This window comes from Streptomyces sp. NPDC057617 (assembly GCF_042800555.1).
GTDB lineage: Bacteria > Actinomycetota > Actinomycetes > Streptomycetales > Streptomycetaceae > Streptomyces.
Genome location: NZ_JBHVGV010000002.1, coordinates 558,522 through 579,613 on the forward strand (window position 1 = coordinate 558,522; position 21,092 = coordinate 579,613).

Annotated in this window: 17 protein-coding genes; 11 read left to right on the forward strand and 6 right to left on the reverse strand. The window is 68.4% G+C overall.

Annotation, left to right across the window (positions count from 1 at the left end; all coding sequences use genetic code 11):
• Positions 1-44: 44 nt before the first annotated feature.
• On the forward strand, positions 45-797 hold the full coding sequence (locus tag ACFU9P_RS08065; RefSeq protein WP_376378312.1) for a BTAD domain-containing putative transcriptional regulator: 753 nt from the start codon (positions 45-47) through the stop codon (positions 795-797).
• On the opposite strand, the gene ACFU9P_RS08070 is transcribed toward ACFU9P_RS08065, so the two are convergent.
• From ACFU9P_RS08070 to ACFU9P_RS08090, 5 genes are all read right to left on the reverse strand, one after another.
• Positions 787-1,215, reverse strand: coding sequence for a S26 family signal peptidase (locus ACFU9P_RS08070; RefSeq protein ID WP_384078261.1), 429 nt, complete (start codon positions 1,213-1,215; stop codon positions 787-789). The two genes, ACFU9P_RS08065 and ACFU9P_RS08070, sit on opposite strands and share 11 nt — an antisense overlap.
• On the reverse strand, positions 1,212-3,071 hold the full coding sequence (locus ACFU9P_RS08075) for an ABC transporter ATP-binding protein (protein WP_384078262.1): 1,860 nt from the start codon (positions 3,069-3,071) through the stop codon (positions 1,212-1,214). The genes ACFU9P_RS08070 and ACFU9P_RS08075 overlap by 4 nt, the downstream gene beginning before the upstream one ends.
• A gap of 4 nt (positions 3,072-3,075) precedes the next feature.
• Positions 3,076-3,582: a MauE/DoxX family redox-associated membrane protein gene (locus ACFU9P_RS08080; protein WP_384078263.1), complete on the reverse strand. Its 507-nt coding sequence runs from the start codon at positions 3,580-3,582 to the stop codon at positions 3,076-3,078.
• A 441-nt stretch (positions 3,583-4,023) separates the two neighbouring features.
• Positions 4,024-4,569: a TlpA family protein disulfide reductase gene (locus tag ACFU9P_RS08085; RefSeq protein ID WP_376378324.1), complete on the reverse strand. Its 546-nt coding sequence runs from the start codon at positions 4,567-4,569 to the stop codon at positions 4,024-4,026.
• Positions 4,570-4,614: 45 nt separating this feature from the next.
• A complete protein-coding gene (locus ACFU9P_RS08090) occupies positions 4,615-5,187 on the reverse strand; it encodes a TlpA family protein disulfide reductase (RefSeq protein WP_384078264.1) in 573 nt (190 codons plus the stop codon).
• 242 nt (positions 5,188-5,429) lie between these two features.
• Between ACFU9P_RS08090 and ACFU9P_RS08095 the strand changes: the two genes are divergently transcribed.
• The 6 genes from ACFU9P_RS08095 (at position 5,430) to ACFU9P_RS08120 (ending at position 14,427) form a co-directional block, all read left to right on the forward strand.
• Positions 5,430-8,681: a BTAD domain-containing putative transcriptional regulator gene (locus ACFU9P_RS08095; protein WP_384078265.1), complete on the forward strand. Its 3,252-nt coding sequence runs from the start codon at positions 5,430-5,432 to the stop codon at positions 8,679-8,681.
• Positions 8,682-8,872: 191 nt separating this feature from the next.
• On the forward strand, positions 8,873-10,543 hold the full coding sequence (locus ACFU9P_RS08100; protein ID WP_384078266.1) for an ABC transporter substrate-binding protein: 1,671 nt from the start codon (positions 8,873-8,875) through the stop codon (positions 10,541-10,543).
• A gap of 4 nt (positions 10,544-10,547) precedes the next feature.
• Positions 10,548-11,471, forward strand: coding sequence for an ABC transporter permease (locus tag ACFU9P_RS08105; RefSeq protein ID WP_376378336.1), 924 nt, complete (start codon positions 10,548-10,550; stop codon positions 11,469-11,471).
• Positions 11,464-12,405, forward strand: coding sequence for an ABC transporter permease (locus ACFU9P_RS08110; RefSeq protein ID WP_384078267.1), 942 nt, complete (start codon positions 11,464-11,466; stop codon positions 12,403-12,405). Before ACFU9P_RS08105 ends, ACFU9P_RS08110 begins: the two co-directional genes overlap by 8 nt.
• A gap of 17 nt (positions 12,406-12,422) precedes the next feature.
• On the forward strand, positions 12,423-13,397 hold the full coding sequence (locus ACFU9P_RS08115) for an ABC transporter ATP-binding protein (RefSeq protein ID WP_384078268.1): 975 nt from the start codon (positions 12,423-12,425) through the stop codon (positions 13,395-13,397).
• The gene (locus ACFU9P_RS08120) at positions 13,390-14,427 is read left to right on the forward strand and encodes an ABC transporter ATP-binding protein (protein WP_384078269.1); all 1,038 of its coding nucleotides are present in this window, start codon (positions 13,390-13,392) and stop codon (positions 14,425-14,427) included. The genes ACFU9P_RS08115 and ACFU9P_RS08120 overlap by 8 nt, the downstream gene beginning before the upstream one ends.
• 191 nt (positions 14,428-14,618) lie before the next feature.
• On the opposite strand, the gene ACFU9P_RS08125 is transcribed toward ACFU9P_RS08120, so the two are convergent.
• Positions 14,619-16,790 carry a prolyl oligopeptidase family serine peptidase gene (locus ACFU9P_RS08125; RefSeq protein WP_384078270.1) on the reverse strand — a complete coding sequence of 724 codons (2,172 nt, stop codon included), beginning with the start codon at positions 16,788-16,790 and terminating at the stop codon, positions 14,619-14,621.
• Between the two features lie 157 nt (positions 16,791-16,947).
• Between ACFU9P_RS08125 and ACFU9P_RS08130 the strand changes: the two genes are divergently transcribed.
• The 4 genes from ACFU9P_RS08130 (at position 16,948) to ACFU9P_RS08145 (ending at position 21,058) form a co-directional block, all read left to right on the forward strand.
• Positions 16,948-17,142: a hypothetical protein gene (locus ACFU9P_RS08130; RefSeq protein ID WP_046497980.1), complete on the forward strand. Its 195-nt coding sequence runs from the start codon at positions 16,948-16,950 to the stop codon at positions 17,140-17,142.
• A 232-nt stretch (positions 17,143-17,374) separates the two neighbouring features.
• Positions 17,375-18,346, forward strand: coding sequence for an N-acetyl-1-D-myo-inositol-2-amino-2-deoxy-alpha-D-glucopyranoside deacetylase (mshB, locus tag ACFU9P_RS08135; protein WP_384078271.1), 972 nt, complete (start codon positions 17,375-17,377; stop codon positions 18,344-18,346).
• On the forward strand, positions 18,343-18,768 hold the full coding sequence (locus ACFU9P_RS08140; RefSeq protein ID WP_384078272.1) for a DUF6113 family protein: 426 nt from the start codon (positions 18,343-18,345) through the stop codon (positions 18,766-18,768). Before mshB ends, ACFU9P_RS08140 begins: the two co-directional genes overlap by 4 nt.
• Before the next feature lie 196 nt (positions 18,769-18,964).
• Positions 18,965-21,058 carry a hypothetical protein gene (locus ACFU9P_RS08145; RefSeq protein ID WP_384078273.1) on the forward strand — a complete coding sequence of 698 codons (2,094 nt, stop codon included), beginning with the start codon at positions 18,965-18,967 and terminating at the stop codon, positions 21,056-21,058.
• The last annotated feature ends 34 nt before the right edge of the window (positions 21,059-21,092 follow it).

Here is a 21,092-nt window from a genome sequence, read left to right on the forward strand (position 1 = left end):
GCCGAACTGGGGGAGGTTCGATGAGGTTTCAGATACTGGGGCCCGTGAGTGTCTGGAAGGGCGATGTCCCATCGGCGCCGCATGCCGAAAAGGTGCGGCGCTTCCTGGCACTGCTCGCCTGGCAGCCCAACGAATTCGTCGCCGACGACTTCATCATTGACCGAATATGGGAGGATATTCCGCCTGTGCGGCCGAAGGACACGCTCTACACGTGCGCCAGCAGACTCCGCCAGGCGCTCGGGTGCGGCGCCGGACCGGAGCTGCCCGACCTCATTTCCCGTCGGAGAGGCGGCTATGTGTTCCACGTCGATCCCGAGGCGATCGACGTGCACCGGTTCCGCCGCCTTGTCCGGTCGGCACGCGACGCGGACCGGACCGCGGACTGGTCGGGAGCCGTCGACCTCTTCGACTCCGCGCTGGCCCTGTGGCGTGGTGCGCCCATGTCCGACCTGGGATCGTCCTGGGCGGGCCGTGTCCGGGTGACTCTGGAGCGCGAGCGGCTGTCGGCACAGATCGAGTGTGCCCAACTGGCGCTGAGTCTCGGGCGCCATATGGAGACGGTCCCGCTCCTGTATCAACTCGCCGAGGATCATCCGCTCGACGAGAAGATCGCGGAACTCCTGATCCAGGCGCTCTACCTCAGCGGCCGACAGGCGGAGTCCCTGGCGCGCTTCGCCAGTATCCGCAACCAGCTCGTTCTGGAACTGGGCAACGAGCCCGGCATGGCCCTACGCCATCTGCACAGTCAGATCCTCCGACGCGACCCCACTCTCACGGCGGCAACGCTCAGAGTCTGAACCACACCGTGCCCAGAAGCTGTCGCGTGGAGAAGTAGCCGATCTGCCGTGAGTCCATGCTCAGCTTCCGGTTGTCCCCGAGCAGAAACAGCATTCCTGGCGGAACGATCTCACCCCGGACACCGGCACGGCTCTCTTCATCGACCCGATCGCCTGCTACCGCGACCGCACGCTTGATCAGCCATCGATCGCCGGTGTCTCCGGACGACCGCATGGCGGCGGGTGATTCGACGACAACCACCTCACCACGGGCAGGTTCGGTCCCCCGTCTGACCAGAACCCGGTCGCCAGGGTTGTAGGTCGGCAGCATGCTCAGTCCGCGCACGGTCACGACGATCAGACGTCTGGTCAGCATTCGGTAGCCGGCACCGAGTGAGAGTGCTACAGCGCATGCTCCGGCCACCCATGTACCGATCACTGCGGACCCACCTTGACCGGCATGTCGTCCGAAGGCTCTTCGGAATAGCCCGACGCCTGCAGATGAAAGAGCCGGGCGTACTCACCGGCGACGCGCAGCAGCTCTTGATGGCTGCCGTCCTCGACGATCTTCCCTTCGGACAGGACGACGATGCGATCGGCTTCGCGGACGGCCCCGAGACGGTGTGAAATCAACAGGCTTGTGCTGCCTTTCCGGTGGAGAGTGAGGGCCGAGTGGACCTCGTGCTCCGATTCCGCGTCGAGACCGGACGAAGGTTCGTCGAGGATGACGAAATCCCTGTTGGTCCGCAGAAACACCCGAGCGATGGCGATGCGCTGCTGCTGCCCCCCGGAGAGAACCACGCCCGTCTCGGGATTGGTCTTGTCCGATTCCGCGAAGAACATTCTGGTGAGAAGAGTGTCGTAGCCGTTCGGCAGTTCCTCGGCGGTATCGGCGATCCCGGCGCGATCCGCCGCCTGCTCGATGCGGTCATTGTCTTCCAGTGCCGTCAGATCGCCCAGCCCGATGTTCTCCCTGAGCGTCATGTCGTACTGCATATAGTCCTGGAAAACCGCCGCCATACGTGAGCGCAGTTGCGCGGCATCCACCTGGCGGATATCCACACCGTCCCAGAGGATCGACCCCCGAGTCGGATCGTAGAAACGGCACAACAGCTTGACGAGTGTGGACTTTCCGGCGCCGTTCAGCCCCACCAGCCCCAGGGATTTCCCCTGCTCTATCTTCAGATTCACACCACGAAGAATCCAGGGATGGTCACTCGAATACCGGAACCAGACATCCCGCAGTTCGATCGAGAAACGCAGTGGAGGGAGATCCTGTGGATCGGCGGCGACCACCAGCTCCGGGTCCTTCCTGGTGACCGTCAGGTAATGTTTGTACAGAGTGAGTGACTGATGAGTGAACCCCACCTCGGATGCCAACTGTGTCAAAGCGCCCTGGACCCCCGCCACCGCGGCCACAAAAATTGTGATGTCGCCGATGGAGAGTGCTCCTTTTTGCGCCGACTGCACGGCCCAGATCAGACCGCCACCGCTTACCGTGGCCGCAAGGAGAGCGAGGCCGAACTGAGTGCGGGCCTGACGGATGTCCATTGCCCGTTTCGCTCGGTCGGCAGTTCTCCTCTCACTTCTCATGCGATCCAGCAGGAAATCGCCGATACCGAAGAGCCGGACTTCTTTGGCCGCATCGACGTTCGACAGCAATTCGTTGTAGAAGAATTCACGCCGTTCGGCGGGGCTGATGCTCCAGAGCATCTTCCCCCTGCTACGGGAGAGCGAAATCTCGGCAAAGACGATCGGGACGGCGAAGAGCAGGACGAAAATCGCCATGACCGGACTCAGCAGAACAAGCGAACCCAGGAATCCGACCACCGTCACCACGGATTGAAGCGCCCCGATCAGGCTATTGATGACCTGGTTGGGGGCGGCGCTTCCTGATTGCTTCGCGAAGCGGAGTTCATCCAGGAATTCGGGGTTCTCGAACGGGCCGATCCCGACAAACCGGTTGATCGCGGTGAAGAGTTCCTCCAGTGCTACCAGGCTCACCCTTCGCCCGAACTCCGCCCGCACGAACTGACTGATGTGCGGCAGTGCCCCTTGACCTACGCTGAGTGCCGCCAGGAAGCTTGCGAGACCGATCAGAACGCCCGCCCCGTCGCCACTGACCAGCCGGTCCAGAATAAGCTTCATAAGCCAGCCGACGGCTATCGGAAACGCGCCCCCGAGCAGGGCAAGTCCGGCGTACACGCTGATCAGTCCAGGTGCTGTGCGCCAAGCCAGTGCCATCGCTGCCACGCCGTACCTGGCCATCGGGGGCAGGGCGTTCACTCTTCTCATGGCGTCAGCCCGACCGCGAATATCGGGGGGAGAAAAAGCGAGTTATCTCATCCAGCCAGAGCATGCCTGCTCCGAAAAGCATGGCCGGGCCCGCCACCGTCAACTGAATTGCGACGGACGCGGCTGGGCGGAACGACATCGATGCGATGCCGGCGAGTGCCACTCCGATCAGAATCGCGTTACGAACCACATGGACCGCGGAGACCGTGGATTCGGAACTTCCCGCACAGGCACACGACGTGGCCACTCCGGATGCGACAACTCTGCTCAAGTGCACGGTGAAACAGGCGAGCAGCACGAGTGAAACAATGAAACCGAGGAGCGGAAAAACGAACAGGGCGACCACGGCGAGCGACTCGGCCGCAACTGTCGCCAGGGCGAGCATGCGGGCGGGCCGGTTGCTCAGCGGCATGGTGAGGGTTATGTGGGTGACGAGCGGGGTGAGGTCCCTCGCCTTCGTCGCTGCTGATACGCCGAAGAGCGAGATGAGCGACAGTTTGCTGAATGCCAAAAGGAGTTCCAACGATCTCTCGCGATCTTCGTTTTCTGCGGAAAGTTGTCTGTGGAAAAGTGAATCGGCAAGGCCGGCCGACAGAAGTTTCGGCTTCTATCGGCCGGCCTTGTCGGCTAGGTGACGACGCAAGAGGTCCCGCAGGTCGGCGTGTAGCAGCAACGTACTACGCAGCGATTGCCGCCGGTGACGACGCCGCTGGGATTGCAGTTCGTGCCGCCCATCGAGCACTGCTTGCAGTAGCAGTCGGGAGCACATCCGGCATCGGCCTCCGTCTTCGGAAGAAGAAGATCGGCCACCTTCGCGCCCAGAGTGTGAAGAATTCGCATTCTGTTCACCTCCTTTCTTTTTGGATTGCCGCGGGGATCGGCCGTCGCGTCTGAGCGATATCGACCGTCCCGCGGAGTCAGGGTTTGCGCCCGGGACCGACGGCCCCGAGAGCTAGCTCATCTGCAACGTGGACAACCGGCTCGCGCTCAGCGTCGAGTGGACGACGGTGGCGTCGCGTCCGACGACCAGATAGACAGGCCATGTGCTGATCTGAAGGTCCAGCAGGATCCGCGAGTCCTGCTGGACATGGACAACTTGGCCGGCGCCTTCCAGTCCGTCCTTCAGCCAGTCCAGTTCGGACGGTTCGCCAATGGCGACGGAGACAGCACGTTCCCTGGGAATGCCCTGCGCTGCGAGAAATTTCCGATAGCCGGGAAGTTGCCGTCGGCAGCCACCGCACTCAAGGGAATGGAAAGCGAGAACCCACGGCTCCGTGGAGTCGGTCGGCAGCGAGAACGGGCTGCCGTTCACGTCGACGAGATCCTGGTGGTCCGCGATCCGTGTGCCCGGAGCCACCGGGGCGGCGGAGGCCGAACGGATCGCGCTGATGTCCGGGGCGGCCCCGACGGTCTTCTGTACCCGAATCGTCAGGGCCAAGGAGAGCGCACACGCTGCGCATGATGCGAGCAACGCAATGATGGAGAGGAAATAGAGCACCGTTTGCTGCTCCCGTGGAGAGGGTTCGGAGAGGCGGGGACGGCGTCAGGGCGTTGCCAGCGCCTTCGTCTCCCGGGTGACGAGTTCGGGAAGGCTGGAAATGCTTGTGGTGGAGAATTCCACTGCGCGCTCGGAATTGACGAGCAGATACGTGGGCCAGATGTACACATTGAGATCGGATCCGATGGTCGACGAGTCGTCCGCGTGCACGATTCGACTCATCTCGCCGATCTCGGCCGTATACATCACGAGGTCCGCGGCTGCTCCCGAAACCACGGTGATCAGCCGGTCCGGAGAGACGCCCTGCCGCTTGAGGTATTCCCGATAGACGGGAAGCTGGGCCTTGCATCCACTGCATGTCGTGGACAAAAAGGCCAGAATCCAGGAATCGCCGGAGCCGGTGGCCAGTTCAACGGTGTCTCCGTTGACGTCGGTCAGCTTCCCGTAGCCCGGGACCTCCGTGCCGATCGGTACCGTCGGTGGCCGGTCGTTCTTGAACGCGCCTTCCTCGATGAGTGGATCGAGCAACTTTTTCACCCTGAGGGAAACCGCGAGAGAAAGAGCACATGCGGCGCAGGCGGCAAACAGGGAAAGGATGACGATGGGGTAGAGCGCCATGGCTCATCTCCGATTGGGTGAGTGGGGATCTTTTCGTCGCGCGGCAACCGCATGTTGCTTTCCGAGTCTTGCAGCGATGTTTGTCGTGGATCATTCGCGGATCTTTCATGGGATCTCACCGACCGGACAGCCCGGGATGTATATGCAAATTTGTTCCGATGTGTCCGCAATCCTCGTGAGAAGAGGCGCGATTGCCGGGCCGCCCCTCCGGCTCGGTCACGATTTCGATTAGAGTGACCCGCGTGACCGTGACCTTGCGCTTTCTCCTGCTTGGTTCCGTAGAGACCGACGTGGGCGGCCGAGAGGTGGCGCTCACCGCCAGGCAGCGGGCTCTGCTCTCTGTCCTGCTGCTCCGGGCCAATCGCGTGGTTTCGGTGGATCACCTCATGGACTGGCTCTGGGGCGAGAATCTTCCGGTTTCCCCCGGCGCCCGGGTACGAGCCCTGATCGCGGAGGTGCGCCGGGCTCTTGGGCCCCATGGCCAGGAGCGCGTCATCACCACGAACCCCGGCTACCTCATGCGTGTCAGCCCCGGAGAACTCGACATCGAAGAGTTCGAGACCCTCGTGGACGAGGCCCGTCTGGCGACGGTGAGCAGCCGGTACGAGGAAGCGATCACGCTGTACGACCGAGCTCTGGCGCTCTGGCGAGGCGACCCCTTCCCCGACTTGACGGGCCCTGCCGCCGAGTCGGAGAGACACCGTTTCGCGGAGATCAGAACCGGGGCGATCGAAGGGTTTGTCGACGCGAATCTGGCATTGGGCCAGGACCGGGTCGTCGTCGCCGAACTGACGCGACTGGTCATGGAGCAGCCCCTGCGGGAAAGGCCCCGGGAACAGCTCATGCTGGCGCTCCACCGCACCGGTCGTCTCCCTGACGCCCTTGAGGTGTACCGGGACTTCCGGACACGTCTCATGCACGACGTCGGTGTGGAGCCGACCCTGGAACTGCGCCAGCTCCACCAGCGGATGCTGCGGGGCGATTCCGGACCTGAGACGGGCGGCGACGGTGGGCCGGGGCCGGGGCAGGAGCCGCGGTGGGCGGTTCCCCGTCAGCTTCCCGCTTCCAGACGATTCGTCGGCCGTGCGGAACAACTGCGTCGGCTCGATGAGTTCCTGGCTGAAGCGGACCGGATCCTGCTTGTCGTCGGTCCCGCCGGTGTGGGCAAGACGTCGCTGGCCGTCCACTGGGCACACAGCGTCGCCGCGCATTTCCCGGACGGTCAGCTGTTCCTCGACATGCGTGGGTTCGACACGTCGGAGCCGATGTCGATGTCCGAGGCGTTGTCGCTGCTGCTGCAAGGAATGGGGCAGACACCTCGCGATATCCCGGTCTCGCTGGACGCCCAGATCGCCCTGTACCGCTCGCTCCTGGCCGACCGCCGTGTGCTGCTCGTACTGGACGACGTCGCGGATCCCGCGCAGGTCCGTAAGCTGCTGCCACCGAATCCGAAGAGTCTGGCTGTCATCACCAGCCGCGACCGGATGGGCGGCATGGTCGCGCTCGACGGCGCGAGGCGCCTCGCACTTGATGCCCTCGATCAGGAGGAAGCTCTCGGTCTGATCGCCCATGGGATCGGTGACGACCGGCTGCGCGCCGAGCCCGAGGCGGCGGTGGCGCTGGTCGAGCTCTGCGACCGGCTGCCGCTGGCCCTGTGCATCGCCATGTCATGGCTGGCCGATCACGAGCACCGGAAGATCGGCCCCTATGTGAGCGAACTGGCCGACCAGGGCCGGTTGGCGAGGCTTCGCGTGGAGGGCGACGAGAGTGCGGCAGTGGACGCCGCGCTCCACCTGTCGTACGCCGCGCTCCAGCAGCCGGCCCGACGCGTGTTCCGCTTCCTCGGTCTCGTTCCCAGTGTCAGCGTCTCCGCGGCGGTCGGCGCGGCGCTGACGGGAGCGGACGTCACGGAAACCGAAGCCCTGCTGCGCGTGGTGGCCAGGGTGCATCTCGTCCAGGAGATGAGCGCCAACCGTTTTCTCTGTCATGACCTGGTACGGGAGTACGCGGCCGAGCGCGGCCGGGAAGAGGACACCGGCGCCGAACGCGATGCCGGTGTCCGGCGGCTCATGGACTACTACCTCGCGTGTGTGGTGAACGCGACGAAGGTGTACGGCCTTCAGCCGCCCAACCTTCCGCACGATGCCTCCGGGCGGGCGGACGTTTCACCGGTGGACTTCCGCGATTCGGCGGAAGCCGGCGCCTGGTTCGAGGAGGAGTGGGGAAACATCGCGGTCGCCGTCTCGTACGCGGCGGAGCACGGACCCCGCCGGTACTGCTGGCTTCTGGTCGAGGCGATGCAGGACCTCCTCCATCACAGCAGGACGTATGCGGAGTGGTTGCGCGTCGCCGGAATCGCGTTGGCCGCGGCCGAGCAGGAAGGCGATCCGCTGGGGCAGGCCGCCATGCACCATTCGCTGGGGATCGCCAGATGGCGCATGGCCGATCTGAGAGCGGCGCTGACGGAGAGCGAGCGTGGTCTGGCTCTCGCGCGCCGCGCGGGCTGGAGAAGAGGGGAGGCCATGACGCTCCAGCTCTGCGGCGTCGTGCTGAAACAGCTCGGCGAGCCCCGTCGAGCCCTCCCCTACTACCGGAAGTCTCTTGTCCTCAACCGGGAGCTGGGCTACAAGCGTGGCGAAGCGGGAGGCCTGAACAATATGGCGTCCGCTTATCTGAGACTGGCCCGGCTCGACCGTGCCGAGGAATGTCTGCTGGCCAGCCGACCGCTGGCCGACGAATCGGGTGATCGTAATCTGCAGGCGCTCACCCTGGTGAACCTTGGGCTCGTCTGGCAGCAGCAGGCGCGTTTTCCCGACGCCTTGCTGGTGCTTGACGAGGCGTTGGGCGTCTCGCGTGCCGCCCGTCTTCAGTACGCCGCGGCCGTGACACACGAGACCTTCGGCTGGGTGCACAGCGAGGCGGGCCACCACGCGCAGGCGATGGACGCCTTCGACACGGCCCTGCGGCTGGCCCGGGAGGTCGAGAACAGAAACTGCCAGATCGCCTCGCTCACCGGCATGGCGGGCGTCGATCTGAAGACCGGCCGGACGGACAGCGCCCTTGAGCGGCTCGTCCCGGCGAGGGAGATCGCCGAGGACACGGGCACGGAACTCGTCGGTGTGCTGTGGGTTTCCGCGCATGTCAACTGCCGGCTCCGCCGTTACGACGAGGCGTACGAGGAGACGGACCGGGCTCTGGCGCTGGCGGCCGACGGCGGCCGGCTGGATCTGCCGCGGCTCTACGGCCTGCTCGCCGCCGTCCACCTGGCGGCCGGTGACAGCGCACGGTGCTTCGACGCGTGCGAAGAGGCGTTGAAGCTCGCGAAGCGGTCCGGACAGAGGCTTGAGCGGGCACGCGTTCTGATCACTCTTGGGCACGCACAGCAACGGACGGGGAACGAGCGGGCCGCTCGGAGCACCTGGCGGCGTGCGCACGGACTCTTCACCGCGCTGGGCACGCCTGAGCAGGACGAGACGGCCGCCCTGCTGGCGTGACCTCTGCCGCTCGGCTGCCCCGGCACAGCACAGGCCTTCGGCTGCCCCGGTGACTCCTCCGTCTTCCTGAGACCGTCCATCCGAGATCGTCCATTTGCGCGGGCTGGATGTGCGGATCCTGCCCCGGCGCTCGATCTTTGGTCTCAGCGGGTCACGCACGGAGGACCCGCCCGACGAGGAGGCACTCTGGGATGCGCCCAGCCGCACACGCCAAGCGCACCGCCCGCGCGGTGGCCTTCGCCCCCGCCGTCGCCCCCGCCTCCGCCGTCGCCCTCGCCGTCGTCCTCACCGCGACCGCCTGCGGCGGAGGCGGCGCCGCACCCGCCGGGGGCCCCGACGGAGTCCTCTCGTCCTCCTGGGGCGACCCGCAGAACCCCCTCGAACCGGCCAACACCAACGAGGTCCAGGGCGGCAAGGTCCTCGACATGATCTTCCGGGGCCTCAAGCGGTACGACCCGAAGACCGGCCAGGCGCGCGATGTCCTCGCCGAGCGCATCGAGACCACCGACTCGACGCACTTCACCGTCACCGTCCGGGACGGCTGGACCTTCAGCAACGGCGAACCGGTCACCGCGAAGTCGTTCGTGGACGCCTGGAACTACGGCGCGCACCTGAAGAACAACCAGAAGAACGCCTACTTCTTCGAGTACATCGAGGGGTACGACCAGGTCCACCCCGTCTCCGGCAAACCGACCGCCGACACCCTGTCCGGCCTCCGCGTCACCGGCCCGCGGACCTTCACCGTCACCCTCTCCCAGCGCTTCTCGACCTGGCCCGACACCCTCGGCTACGCCGCCTTCGTACCCCTGCCCCGGGCCTTCTTCGACCATCACGCCGACTGGCTCGCCAAGCCGGTCGGCAACGGCCCGTACACCGTCCTGAACTACACGCGCGGCGCCCAGATGTCGCTCCGTACCTGGAAGGGCTATCCGGGCAGCGACAAGGCCCGTAACGGCGGTGTGGACCTCCGGGTCTACACGGACAACAACACCGCCTACACCGATCTGGTCTCCGGCAATCTCGACCTCCTCGACGACGTCCCCGCCGCGCAGCTCAAGAACGTGAAGGCCGATCTCGAAGGCCGCTACATCAACAGCCCCGCCGGCATCCTCCAGACCCTCGCCTTCCCCTACTACGACCCGGCCTGGAACACCCCGGGCGCCGTCAAGGTCCGCACCGGACTCTCCATGGCCGTCAACCGCCGCCAGATCACCGAGACGATCTTCCGCTCCACCCGGACCCCCGCCACCGACTGGACCTCCCCGGTCCTCGGCACGGACGGCGGCCACAAGGCCGGACTCTGCGGCAAGGCCTGTCACTTCGACCCGGCCGCGGCGAAGAAGCTGATCGCGGAGGGCGGCGGCATCCCCGGCGGCCGGCTCACCATCACGTACAACGCCGACACCGGCTCCCACAAGCAGTGGGTCGACGCGGTCTGCAACAGCGTCAACAACGCTCTGGGCAACGACAGATCCTGCGTCGGCAGCCCGGTCGGCACCTTCGCCGACTTCCGCGACCGGATCGGCAGGAAGAAGCTGACCGGCCCCTTCCGGGCGGGCTGGCAGATGGACTATCCGCTGATCCAGAACTTCCTCCAGCCGCTCTACTACACCAACGCCTCGTCCAACGACGGCAAGTGGAGCAACGCCAGGTTCGACCGGCTCGTCAACGAGGCCAACGCCGATACGGACATGGCGACGGCGGTCCGTACGTTCCAGCGCGCCGAAGCGGTCGTACGGGACCAGATGGCGGCCATCCCGCTCTGGTACCAGAACGGCAGCGCCGGGTACGCGGCCCGGCTCTCCCATGTGGAGCTGAACCCCTTCAGCGTCCCGGTCTACGACCGCATCACGGTTGCCTGACCCCATGGGACGTTACGCGCTCCGCCGCCTGCTCCAGATGGTCCCGGTCTTCGCCGGTGCCACCCTGCTGGTCTTCCTGATGGTCCATGTGATGGGCGACCCCGTCGCGGGTCTCTGCGGCGAGCGGCAATGCGACCCGGCGACCGAGGGCCGGCTGCGCCAGGAGTTCGGCCTCGACAAGCCGGTGTGGCAGCAGTACGCGACGTATATGGCGCATGTGTTCACGGGGGACTTCGGGACCGCCTTCAACGGGCAGAAGGTCATCGACCTGATGGCGACGGCCTTCCCGGTCACCATCCGTCTCACCCTCGTGGCCGTTGTCTTCGAAGTCGTCATCGGGGTCGCGCTCGGTGTGGTCATGGGGCTGCGCAGGGGCCGCCCGGTCGACACCTCCGTACTGCTGCTGACCCTGGTCGTCATCGCCGTACCGACCTTTGTGACCGGTCTGCTGGCGCAGCTCGTGTTCGGGGTGGCCTGGAAGCTCGTCCAGCCGTCCGTCTCGTACACCGCGCCGCTCGGTGAACTGCTGCTGCCCGGGCTGGTGCTGGCCTCGGTCTCGCTGGCGTACGTCACCCGGCTGACCCGTACCTCGATCGCCGAGAACGCGCGCGCCGACTATGTGCGTACGGCCGTCGCCAAGGGACTGCCCCGGCACCGGGTGATCACCCGGCATCTGCTGCGCAACTCGCTGATCCCGGTGGTCACCTTCATCGGCACGGACATCGGCGCGCTGATGGGCGGCGCCATCGTCACCGAGCGGATCTTCAATATCCACGGGGTCGGATTCCAGCTCTACCAAGGCATTCTGCGCCAGAACACCCAGACCGTCGTCGGCTTTGTCACCGTACTGATCATTGTCTTCCTGCTGGCGAATCTGCTGGTCGACCTCCTGTACGCCGTACTCGACCCGAGGATCCGGTATGCCTGAGCCCGAGCACGCGTGCCCTGCCGGAGCTGTTGTCGCCACCTTGGAGCAGCCGCTGCCGCACTCCGGCGGTGGTGTTTCCGCCGCCGGGAAGCCGCGCGGACTCCGGTCCGACGCCTGGCACGATCTGCGCCGGAACCCCGTCTTCGTCGTCTCGGCGCTGGTGATCCTCTTCCTGCTGCTCATCGCCGCCTGGCCGTCCCTGATCGCGAGCCGCAACCCGCTCTCCTGCGATCTCGCGCTGGCCCAGGAGGGCGCCAGGCCCGGCCACCCCTTCGGCTTCAACGGGCAGGGCTGCGACGTCTATACGCGTACGGTCCACGGCGCCAGGACCTCGGTCGTCGTCGGGGTGCTCGCCACCCTCGGGGTCGCGGTCACCGGTTCCGTACTCGGCGCCCTGGCGGGTTTCTTCGGCGGGACCTGGGACGCGGTGCTCTCCCGGATCACCGACGTCTTCTTCGGGATCCCGGTGGTGCTCGGCGGTCTGGTCCTGCTGTCCGTGGTGAGCAGTTCGACGGTCTGGCCGGTGATCGGCTTCATGGTGCTGCTGGGCTGGCCGCAGATCTCGCGGATCGCCCGCGGCTCCGTCATCACCGTCAAACAGAACGACTACGTCCAGGCGGCACGGGCGCTCGGCGCCTCTTCCGCGCGCATCCTGCTCCGGCACATCCTGCCCAACGCCGTCGCGCCCGTGATCGTCGTGGCGACCATCGCGCTGGGTACGTTCATCGCGCTGGAGGCGACCCTCTCGTACCTCGGTGTGGGGCTGAAACCGCCGACCGTGTCCTGGGGGATCGACATCTCGGACGCCTCGCCGTACATCCGCAACTCCCCGCACATGCTGCTCTGGCCGGCCGGCGCGCTGGCGGTCACGGTGCTCGCGTTCATCATGCTCGGCGACGCGGTGCGCGACGCCCTCGACCCCAAGCTGCGCTAGCGGAGGGAGCCGGCCCCGTGCTGCTCGAAGTGCGCGATCTGTCCGTGGAGTTCCGCACCCGCGACGGGATCGCCCGGGCCGTCAACGGTGTCGGCTTCGGCGTGGACGCCGGCGAGACGCTCGCGGTGCTGGGCGAGTCCGGCTCGGGCAAGTCCGTCACCGCCCAGGCCGTCATGGGCATCCTGGACACCCCGCCCGCCCGGATCTCCGGCGGCCAAGTCCTCTTCCGGGGCCGCGATCTGCTCACACTCCCGGAGGAGCGGCGGCGCGGGATCCGGGGCGCCGAGATGGCGATGATCTTCCAGGACGCGCTGTCCTCGCTCAACCCGGTGCTCAGCGTGGGCGCCCAGCTCGGCGAGATGTTCATCGTGCACCGGGGGATGTCCCGCAAGCGGGCGCGCGCCAGGGCGGTCGAGCTGATGGAGCGGGTCGGGATCCCGGCGGCGAAGGAGCGGGCGGGCGACTATCCCCACCAGTTCTCCGGCGGGATGCGCCAGCGCGTCATGATCGCGATGGCCCTCGCCCTGGAGCCCGCGCTGATCATCGCCGACGAGCCGACGACCGCGCTCGATGTGACCGTCCAGGCCCAGATCATGGATCTGCTCGCGGAGCTGCGCCGGGAGCTGGACACCGCCCTGATCCTGATCACCCACGATCTGGGCGTGGTCGCGGACGCGGCCGACCGGATCGCGGTGATGTACGCGGGGCGGATCGTGGAGACCGCGCCGGTCCACGCTCTCTACAAGGCGCCCGCCCACCCGTACACCCGCGGTCTGCTGGACTCGGTCCCGCGGCTCGACCGCAAGGGCCGGGAGCTGTACGCGATCAGGGGCCTGCCGCCGAATCTGCTCCGTATCCCGCCCGGCTGCGCCTTCCACCCCCGCTGCCCGATCGCCCGGGACATCTGCCGTACGGACGAGCCGCCGCTCTTCGAGGCGGGCGAGGGACGGCGCAGCGCCTGCCACTTCTGGAGGGAGACCCTCGATGGGTGAGACGGTTCTGGAAGTGACCGGCCTGGTCAAGCACTATCCGTTGACCCGGGGGATCGTCTTCAGAAAGCGGACCGGGGCGGTACGGGCCGTCGACGGGGTCTCCTTCTTCCTGGCCCGCGGCGAGACCCTCGGCATCGTGGGGGAGTCCGGCTGCGGCAAGTCGACCGTGGCGAAGCTGCTGGTCAGCCTGGAACGGCCGACCGCGGGCCGGATCCGCTACAAGGGCGAGGACATCACCCTGCTGTCCGGGCGGGCGCTGAAGGCGGTGCGCCGCAACATCCAGATGGTGTTCCAGGACCCGTACACCTCGCTCGACCCGCGGATGACCGTCGGCGACATCGTCGGGGAACCGTACGAGATCCATCCCGAGGCGGCCCCGAGAGGCGACCGGCGCCGCCGGGTCCAGGAACTGCTCGACGTGGTCGGGCTCAGCCCCGAGCACATCAACCGCTATCCGCACCAGTTCTCCGGCGGGCAGCGCCAGCGCATCGGGATCGCGCGCGGACTCGCCCTGCGGCCGGAGGTGATCGTCGCCGACGAACCGGTCTCCGCCCTCGACGTCTCGGTGCAGGCACAGGTCGTCAATCTGCTGGAGCGGCTCCAGAGCGAGTTCGGGCTGTCCTATGTGTTCATCGCCCACGACCTGTCGGTCGTACGGCACATCTCCGACCGGGTCGCGGTGATGTATCTCGGGCGGCTGGCCGAGACCGGCACGGACACCGAGATCTACGACCACCCCACGCACCCCTACACCCAGGCGCTGCTGTCCGCCGTGCCGGTGCCCGATCCGGGGGCGCGCGGGCGGCGGGAGCGGATCATCCTGGCGGGCGAGGTGCCGTCCCCGGCGGCTCCGCCGTCCGGCTGCCGGTTCCGTACGAGGTGCTGGAAGGCGCGGGAGCGGTGCGCGGTGGAGGAGCCGGAGCTGGCGGTTCCGGCGGCCCTTGCATCGCGGGGACCCGCCGCGCATCCGTCGGCCTGTCACTTCGCGGAGGAGCAACGGACCGTACCGGCGATGGGGAGCGAAACGTAATAAAGCGCATCAATTTCGTTAACACACAGGCAACTTGACGGACCCGGCACCGATATACGAACGCGTCAGGCTGGACAGCGTACGGCCGTGCGGGTGCCGTAGAACGGCCGGGACTCTGGGAGCCCCGGCCGGTCGCCGTATCGCCGAGCCCGGTCGGTCAGCTCATTCCGGCGATCAGTTCATTCCGGCGGTCAGCTCATTCCGAGCGACCGCTTCAGGAAGTCGACCTGGAGCAGCAGCAGATTCTCCGCGATCTGCTCCTGCGGTGTCATATGCGTCACACCCGTGAGCGGCAGCACCTCATGCGGCCGCCCGGCGGCGAGCAGGGCCGCGGAGAGCTTGAGCGTATGTGCCACCACCACATTGTCGTCCGCCAGCCCATGGATGATCATCATGGGTCTGGCCGGCTCCTCCGGCGCCGACAGCCCCTCGTCCGTCACCAGTGAGTGCCGGGCATACACCTCGGGCTCTTCCTGTGGGGTCCCGAGATACCTCTCCTGGTAGTGGGTGTCGTAGAGCCGCAGATCGGTGACCGGAGCGCCCACGACCGCCGCGTGGAACACATCGGGGCGGCGCAGCACCCCGAGCGCGGCGAGATAGCCGCCGAAGGACCAGCCGCGGATCGCCACCCGCCCCAGATCCAGCGGGAAGCGCTCCGCGAGGGCGTGCACCGCCTCGACCTGGTCGTCCAGGCTGAGCAGCAGATTCCGGCTGACCGACTTCTCCCAGGCCGGCGAGCGGCCCGGGGTGCCGCGGCCGTCCGCGACGATCACCGCGAACCCCTGGTCGGCGAACCACTGCGAGGTGAGATACGCGTTCTGCGAGGCGACCACCCGCTGGCCGTGCGGGCCGCCGTAGGGATCCAGCAGAACCGGCAGTTTCCCCTCCGACTCCTGGTATCCGGTCGGCAGCAGCACCGCGCTCGGAATCCGGTGCGCCCCCGCCTCGGTGAGCCGCGCCCGGGCCGTCAGCACCGGCTTCTCGGCGTACGAGGCGACGGCGACGGGCGGCCTGCCCTCCCTGAGGACCTGTACGGACGAGCCCGGTGTGTCCGGCACGGACGAGACCAGTACGGTCACCCCGCCGGCCCGCACGGCCGAGTGCACGCCCGTTTCCGAAGAGACGCGCTCAACGCCCAGCTCGTTGACCCGGTACACATGAATCTGGCCAATTTCTGGATCACCCGCCTCCTCGCCGGCCGACGCCGAAACCAGGACATCCTGCTCACCGATGTCCAGGACGGCCCGCAGATGGAGTTGTGGACCTGTCAGGGCCCGGTCACCCACCACCAGGATCCGCGCGCCCCCCTCGTCGGCGAGCCGTACCAGCCGCCCGTCCGGTGCCCAGGCGGGCACTCCGGGTGACAGTTCGAGCCACGCCGGGTCCTCGTCCTGGTGCACGGTCCTGGTCGCGCCGGTCTCCGTGTCCACCGCGAGATAAAGCTGTCCGCGCTGGTCACGGCTCTGTACGAGCAGCAGCGGGGCGCCCGCGGACGACCAGTGGACCCGGGCCAGATACGGATAGCGCGCCCGGTCCCAGACCACCTCCGTACGCTCCGTGTCCGCGCCGCCCGCCTCCTGCGCTCCTTCCACGCCGATCAAGAAGAGCCGTACGTCGGCATTGGGCGTGCCCGTGGCGGGATAGGCGACCCGGACCGGCTCCCGGTCGGGGTGCGCCGGATCGGAGATCCACCACCGCTGCACCGGCGAGGTGTCCACCCGCGCGACCAGCAGCCGGTCCGACTCGGGCGACCACCAGAAGCCGCGCGTACGGCTCATCTCCTCGGCGGCGATGAACTCCGCGAGCCCGTACGTGACATCCTCGCCCTCGCCGGGTCCGGGCCCCGCGAGCTCGCGGTCGCCCTCGCCGTCCGCGCCGGTCACCCGCAGCGCGCCCCCGGCCGCGTAGGCGATGTGCCGCCCGTCGGGCGAGGGCCGCGGGTCGATCACCGGTCCCCGTACGGGCAGTTGGCGCGCCGTACCGGCCCGCAGCTCGGCCGCGTACAGCCGCCCGGAGAGCGCGAACGCGGCCAGTTCGACCGCGCTGTCCACCGCGTAACCGACGATTCCGCCCGCCCCTTCGCGGCTCCGCTCGCGCCGGGCCCTTTCCTCCGCGGAGAGTTGCTCCTCCGCGCCCGCCAGCAGGGCCGTGGGGTCCGCGGCGATCCGCTCGTGGCCCGCGGGGCCGGGGCCTTCGAGATCGAGCACCCAGAGGGCGTTGGCGCGGTCCGTCCCCGAGGCTGACCGCAGGAAGACGGCCCGGGCGCCGTCGGGGGAGACCGTGAACGCCCGGGGAGCGCCGAGCGTGAACCGCTGGGTCCTGGCGTACTGACGTGGGAACGAGTGCTCTTGGCTCAAGGTCATACGACCGAAACTAGTGCTTGTGCGCCCCCCTGTGCTGCCGTGCACCGATCGATGCGTACGCACGGATAGTTATGATCCGTAGCGCAAGGTGGGTAGGAATCCGCTGGCACATGCATGCTGCGATTTCCCGACTGAATATTTATGGAGGTGAACCGCCGTGGCACTCTCGATTTCGGCGGTGGTGCTGCTGGCGATCATCGTCTTCCTGCTGGTCCGGAAATCCGGGCTCAAGGCCGGTCACGCGGTGGTCTGCATGCTGCTCGGCTTCTACATCGCCAGTTCGTCCATCGCGCCCACCATCAGCGAACTCACCACGAATGTGGCGGGGATGATCGGCGGGATCAAGTTCTGACGGCCCTCTGACGGCTCTCCGGCGCCCCTCTGGCATCCCTCTGAGGGCGCCCCGCCCGCCGCGGCCGGCCCGCTCCGGCCGCCGCCCCACGACTGCCGCTCCGCCTCCTGATCACCGACCGCCGACCACTGACAACCGACGGCCTTCGCGGGCCGCCAGGCCCTGTCCCGTCGCCTCCCGGCCGTTGTCCACAGGCCGGGAGGTTTTTTCGCTTGCCTCGTAGGCTGTGCCCATGACCGATCTACCCGCCCGCCGTCTGCTGCTGGTGCACGCCCACCCCGACGACGAGTCGATCAACAACGGCGCCACCATGGCCAAGTACGCGGCCGAGGGCGCCCTGGTCACCCTGGTGACCTGCACCCTCGGCGAGGAGGGCGAGATCATCCCGCCGGAGCTGGCCCATCTCGCGGCCGGCCGCGAGGATCGCCTCGGCGCCCACCGTATCGGTGAACTCGCGGCGGCCATGCGGGAGTTGGGTGTCTCCGACCACCGCTTCCTGGGCGGTCCCGGCAGATTCCGCGACTCCGGGATGATGGGCCTGCCGGAGAACGACCGCGAGGGCGCCTTCTGGCACACCGAGGCCGACGAGGCCGCCCCGTATCTCGTCGAGGTGATCCGCGAGGTCCGCCCTCAGGTGCTGGTGACGTACGACCCCAACGGCGGCTACGGCCACCCCGACCACATCCAGGCCCATCGCGTCGCCATGCGCGGCGCGGCCCTGGCCGCCGACCCCTCGTACCGCCCGGACCTCGGCGCCGCGCACACGGTCGCCAAGATCTACTGGAACCGGGTGCCGCGCTCGGTGGCCGAGGCGGGCTTCGCCAGGATGCGTGCGAACGGTACGGACTTCCCGGGCATCGCCGAGGTCGGCGACATCCCGGGCGTGGTGGACGACTCGGAGATCACCGCGGCGATCGACGGCGCGCCGTACCGGGAGCGCAAGGCCGCCGCGATGCGCGCCCACGCCAGCCAAATCGCCGTGGACGGGCCCTTCTTCGCGCTCTCCAACGACCTCGGCCAGCCGATCTTCGCGGCCGAGTACTACCAGTTGGTGCAGGGCGTGCCCGGAGTCTCCGCCGGCGAACGCGAGAGCGATCTCTTCGCCGGGATCGGTGTGGCCGCCGGGACCGACGGAGCCGCGGAAGCCGAGGCGGTCGCTGAAGCCGGAGCCGGAGCAGAGGCCGAAGCCGAGGCGGGCGCATGAGCGGCAGCGGCAAGGAGCCTCAGCGGCCGCCCCTGGGCCCGTACATGACCATGCCGGGGCCCGGCCGTATCGCCGCATATGTCGGCCTTGCCGTGCTCGGCGCGCTGGTCGCGCTCGCGGGCTCGCTCGTCCAAGGCGGCTGGTTCCCCGGCGGTTTGGTGCTCGCGCTGCTCGCCACCGCCGGAGTCTTCCTCGGCGGACTGCGCGCCACCGGTACGCAGATGGGGGTCGGGGCGCCCGCCGCGGGCTGGCTGATCGCGGCCGTTCTGCTGAGCATGGGCCGCCCGGAGGGCGACGCGGCCTTCTCCGCGGGCGTCGGTCCGCTCATCTATCTGCTGGGCGGGATGGTGCTGGCTGTGATGTGTGCCACCATGTCGCGGTTGCCGCAACCGGGCACGAAGTCCGGCCGACTTGGGAAGTGACGCGCCCGCCATCCACTGAAATGCCCCCCGTCCGCACCGCCCGCGAACCATAGCTTCACACGGTCGCCGGGTGTCCGTCGGCGGAGGCCAGTATGGTGGTGCGCGCTCCGGGCCTTCCCCTCGCCTTCGGCATGGGGGACCTGAACAGTTGAGTACCAGTAAGAACGGGCGGCGGAGCCAACCGGGAGAACCTGCTTTGAGTCGTGAAACTGACAGTTCGTCCTCCGGGCCCCAGGGGCGCGGCGGAGCCGCGTACCCCTCGGGAACACCGCCGTACGGATCCCGCCAGTATCCGTCGCTGCATCCCCAGCAGGACCCTCCGGAGGAGACCGGCATAGCGGCCGCCGCTCAGCCGGACGAGCCCAAGACCGAGACCACCCTGACCACCCGCATCCGGATCAACATCCCGGGCTCGCGGCCGATCCCGCCGGTGGTGATGCGTACGCCCATGGGCGACGCCGACACCGCGGGCGGCCGGGGCGTCAAGACGCCGGAGCTGACGGGCGGGGTCCCCGCGCAGGACGCGGGCACGGACACCGCCGGCGCCCCGGGGCCTGAGGCCGCGGACGAGAAACCGTCCGGGGACAAGCCCGCGAGCGACTGGTTCGCGCCACGCAAGTCCGCCGCGGGCGCGCCCGGCGGTGCGGGTACGGGCATGGCCGCGGGCATGGGTGCCGGGGCGGCCGCCGTCTCGGGCACCTCCGTACCGCCGCAGACGGCCCCGGGAGCCGACCGGCGCACGGACACTCCGTACTACGGCGACTACTCCGAGGCCCCGCGCCAGCACCCGCCGACCGGAGGCGGCTCGCTCAGCGAGCTGGCCGCCGGAGCCGGTCTGCCGCCCGGCCAGGGCACCAGCGCCTTCGCACCCGGCGGCGGTCCCACCACCCCGGCGCTCGGCATCCGGCCGCCGGGACCGGCCGGCGGCCCCAGCGGCCCGACCGCCGGACCCGTCACCGGCAGCACACCACTGGGCACCCCGCCCCCGGCCCTCGGCGCCCCGCCCGGAGCCGGCCAGGGCGGCCCGCCCCGGATGTCCGACGACACCGCGGAGCTGACCCCGCAGCAGCACGCGCCCGGTCCCGGGCCCGGCGGGCATGTCTCCGGCGACACCCTGACCAGCGGAATCCCGGTGGTCCCGGCGGAGCAGCGGTCGCCGTTCCCGGGCTCGGGCCCGGGGACCGACCAGGCGCACCGGCCGGGCGGACCGGGCGCCCCCGGCCAGGACCAGGGCTTCTCGGCGCCGGACTTCCCCGGCGCGGTGGGCTCAACCCAGGGCGGCGGCCCGGCGCCCGTACGTACCGCGCCCCCGGCCGCTGCCGCACCCGCCGCACCCGCGCGCAAGAAGGGCCGCTCCAAGCTGACGCTGCTGGTCGGCGTCCTGCTGGTGGGGGCGGGCGGTGTCTATGGCGCGGGCCTGCTCATGAACCACTCCGACGTACCGAAGGGCACCACCGTCCTCGGTGTGGACATCGGCGGCGGCACCCGCGACGCGGCGGTCATCAAGCTCGACGCCGCCCTCGGCGAGCGCGCCTCGCAGCCGCTGCGGCTCAGCGTCGGCGGCAAGACCGAGGAGCTGGCGCCGGACAAGGCGGGCCTCAGCCTGGACAGCCAGGCGACCGTCCGCGCCGCGGCCGGCAGCGACTACAACCCGGTCTCGGTGATCGGCTCGCTCTTCGGCGGCGAGCGCATCGCCCAGCCGGTCATCCCCGTCGACGAGGAGAAGCTCAGCGCGGCGCTGACCGATCTGGCGGGCATCTCGGGCTCGGCCACCGAGGGAACGATCCGGTTCGAGCCCGGCCGCGCCGTCGCCGTACCGGGCAAGTCGGGCCAGTCCCTGGACGTCAGCCACTCGATCATCTCGGTACGGGACGCCTACCGCGCCCAGGTCCAGACGGGCCGTACGAACACCGTCGAGCTGCCCATCGCGCCCCGCGACCCCACGATCAGCCAGGCGGAGCTGGACCGGGCGATGAACGAGTTCGCCAAGCCCGCGATGTCCGACCTGATCACGATCAAGGCCGGGGGCAAGGAGATCCAGTTCGGTCCTGCCAAGTCGCTGCCGAAGATCCTCTCGATGAAGGCGATCGACGGGCGGCTGGTGGAGGTCTACGACAAGAAGGCGATCGAAGAGCTGCTGGACGGAGTCTTCGACGGCATCACGATCACCAAGGGGGACGGGAAGGAGCACCCCGTCTCCGCGGACGATGTCGCGCAGGCGATGCAGAAGGCGCTGCTGGGCAAGACGCCGGCGGAGCGCACGCAGGTGATCAACCTCGACCCGAGCTAGTCGCCGCGCGTTGTACTAGAGCAGTCCTCAAGCG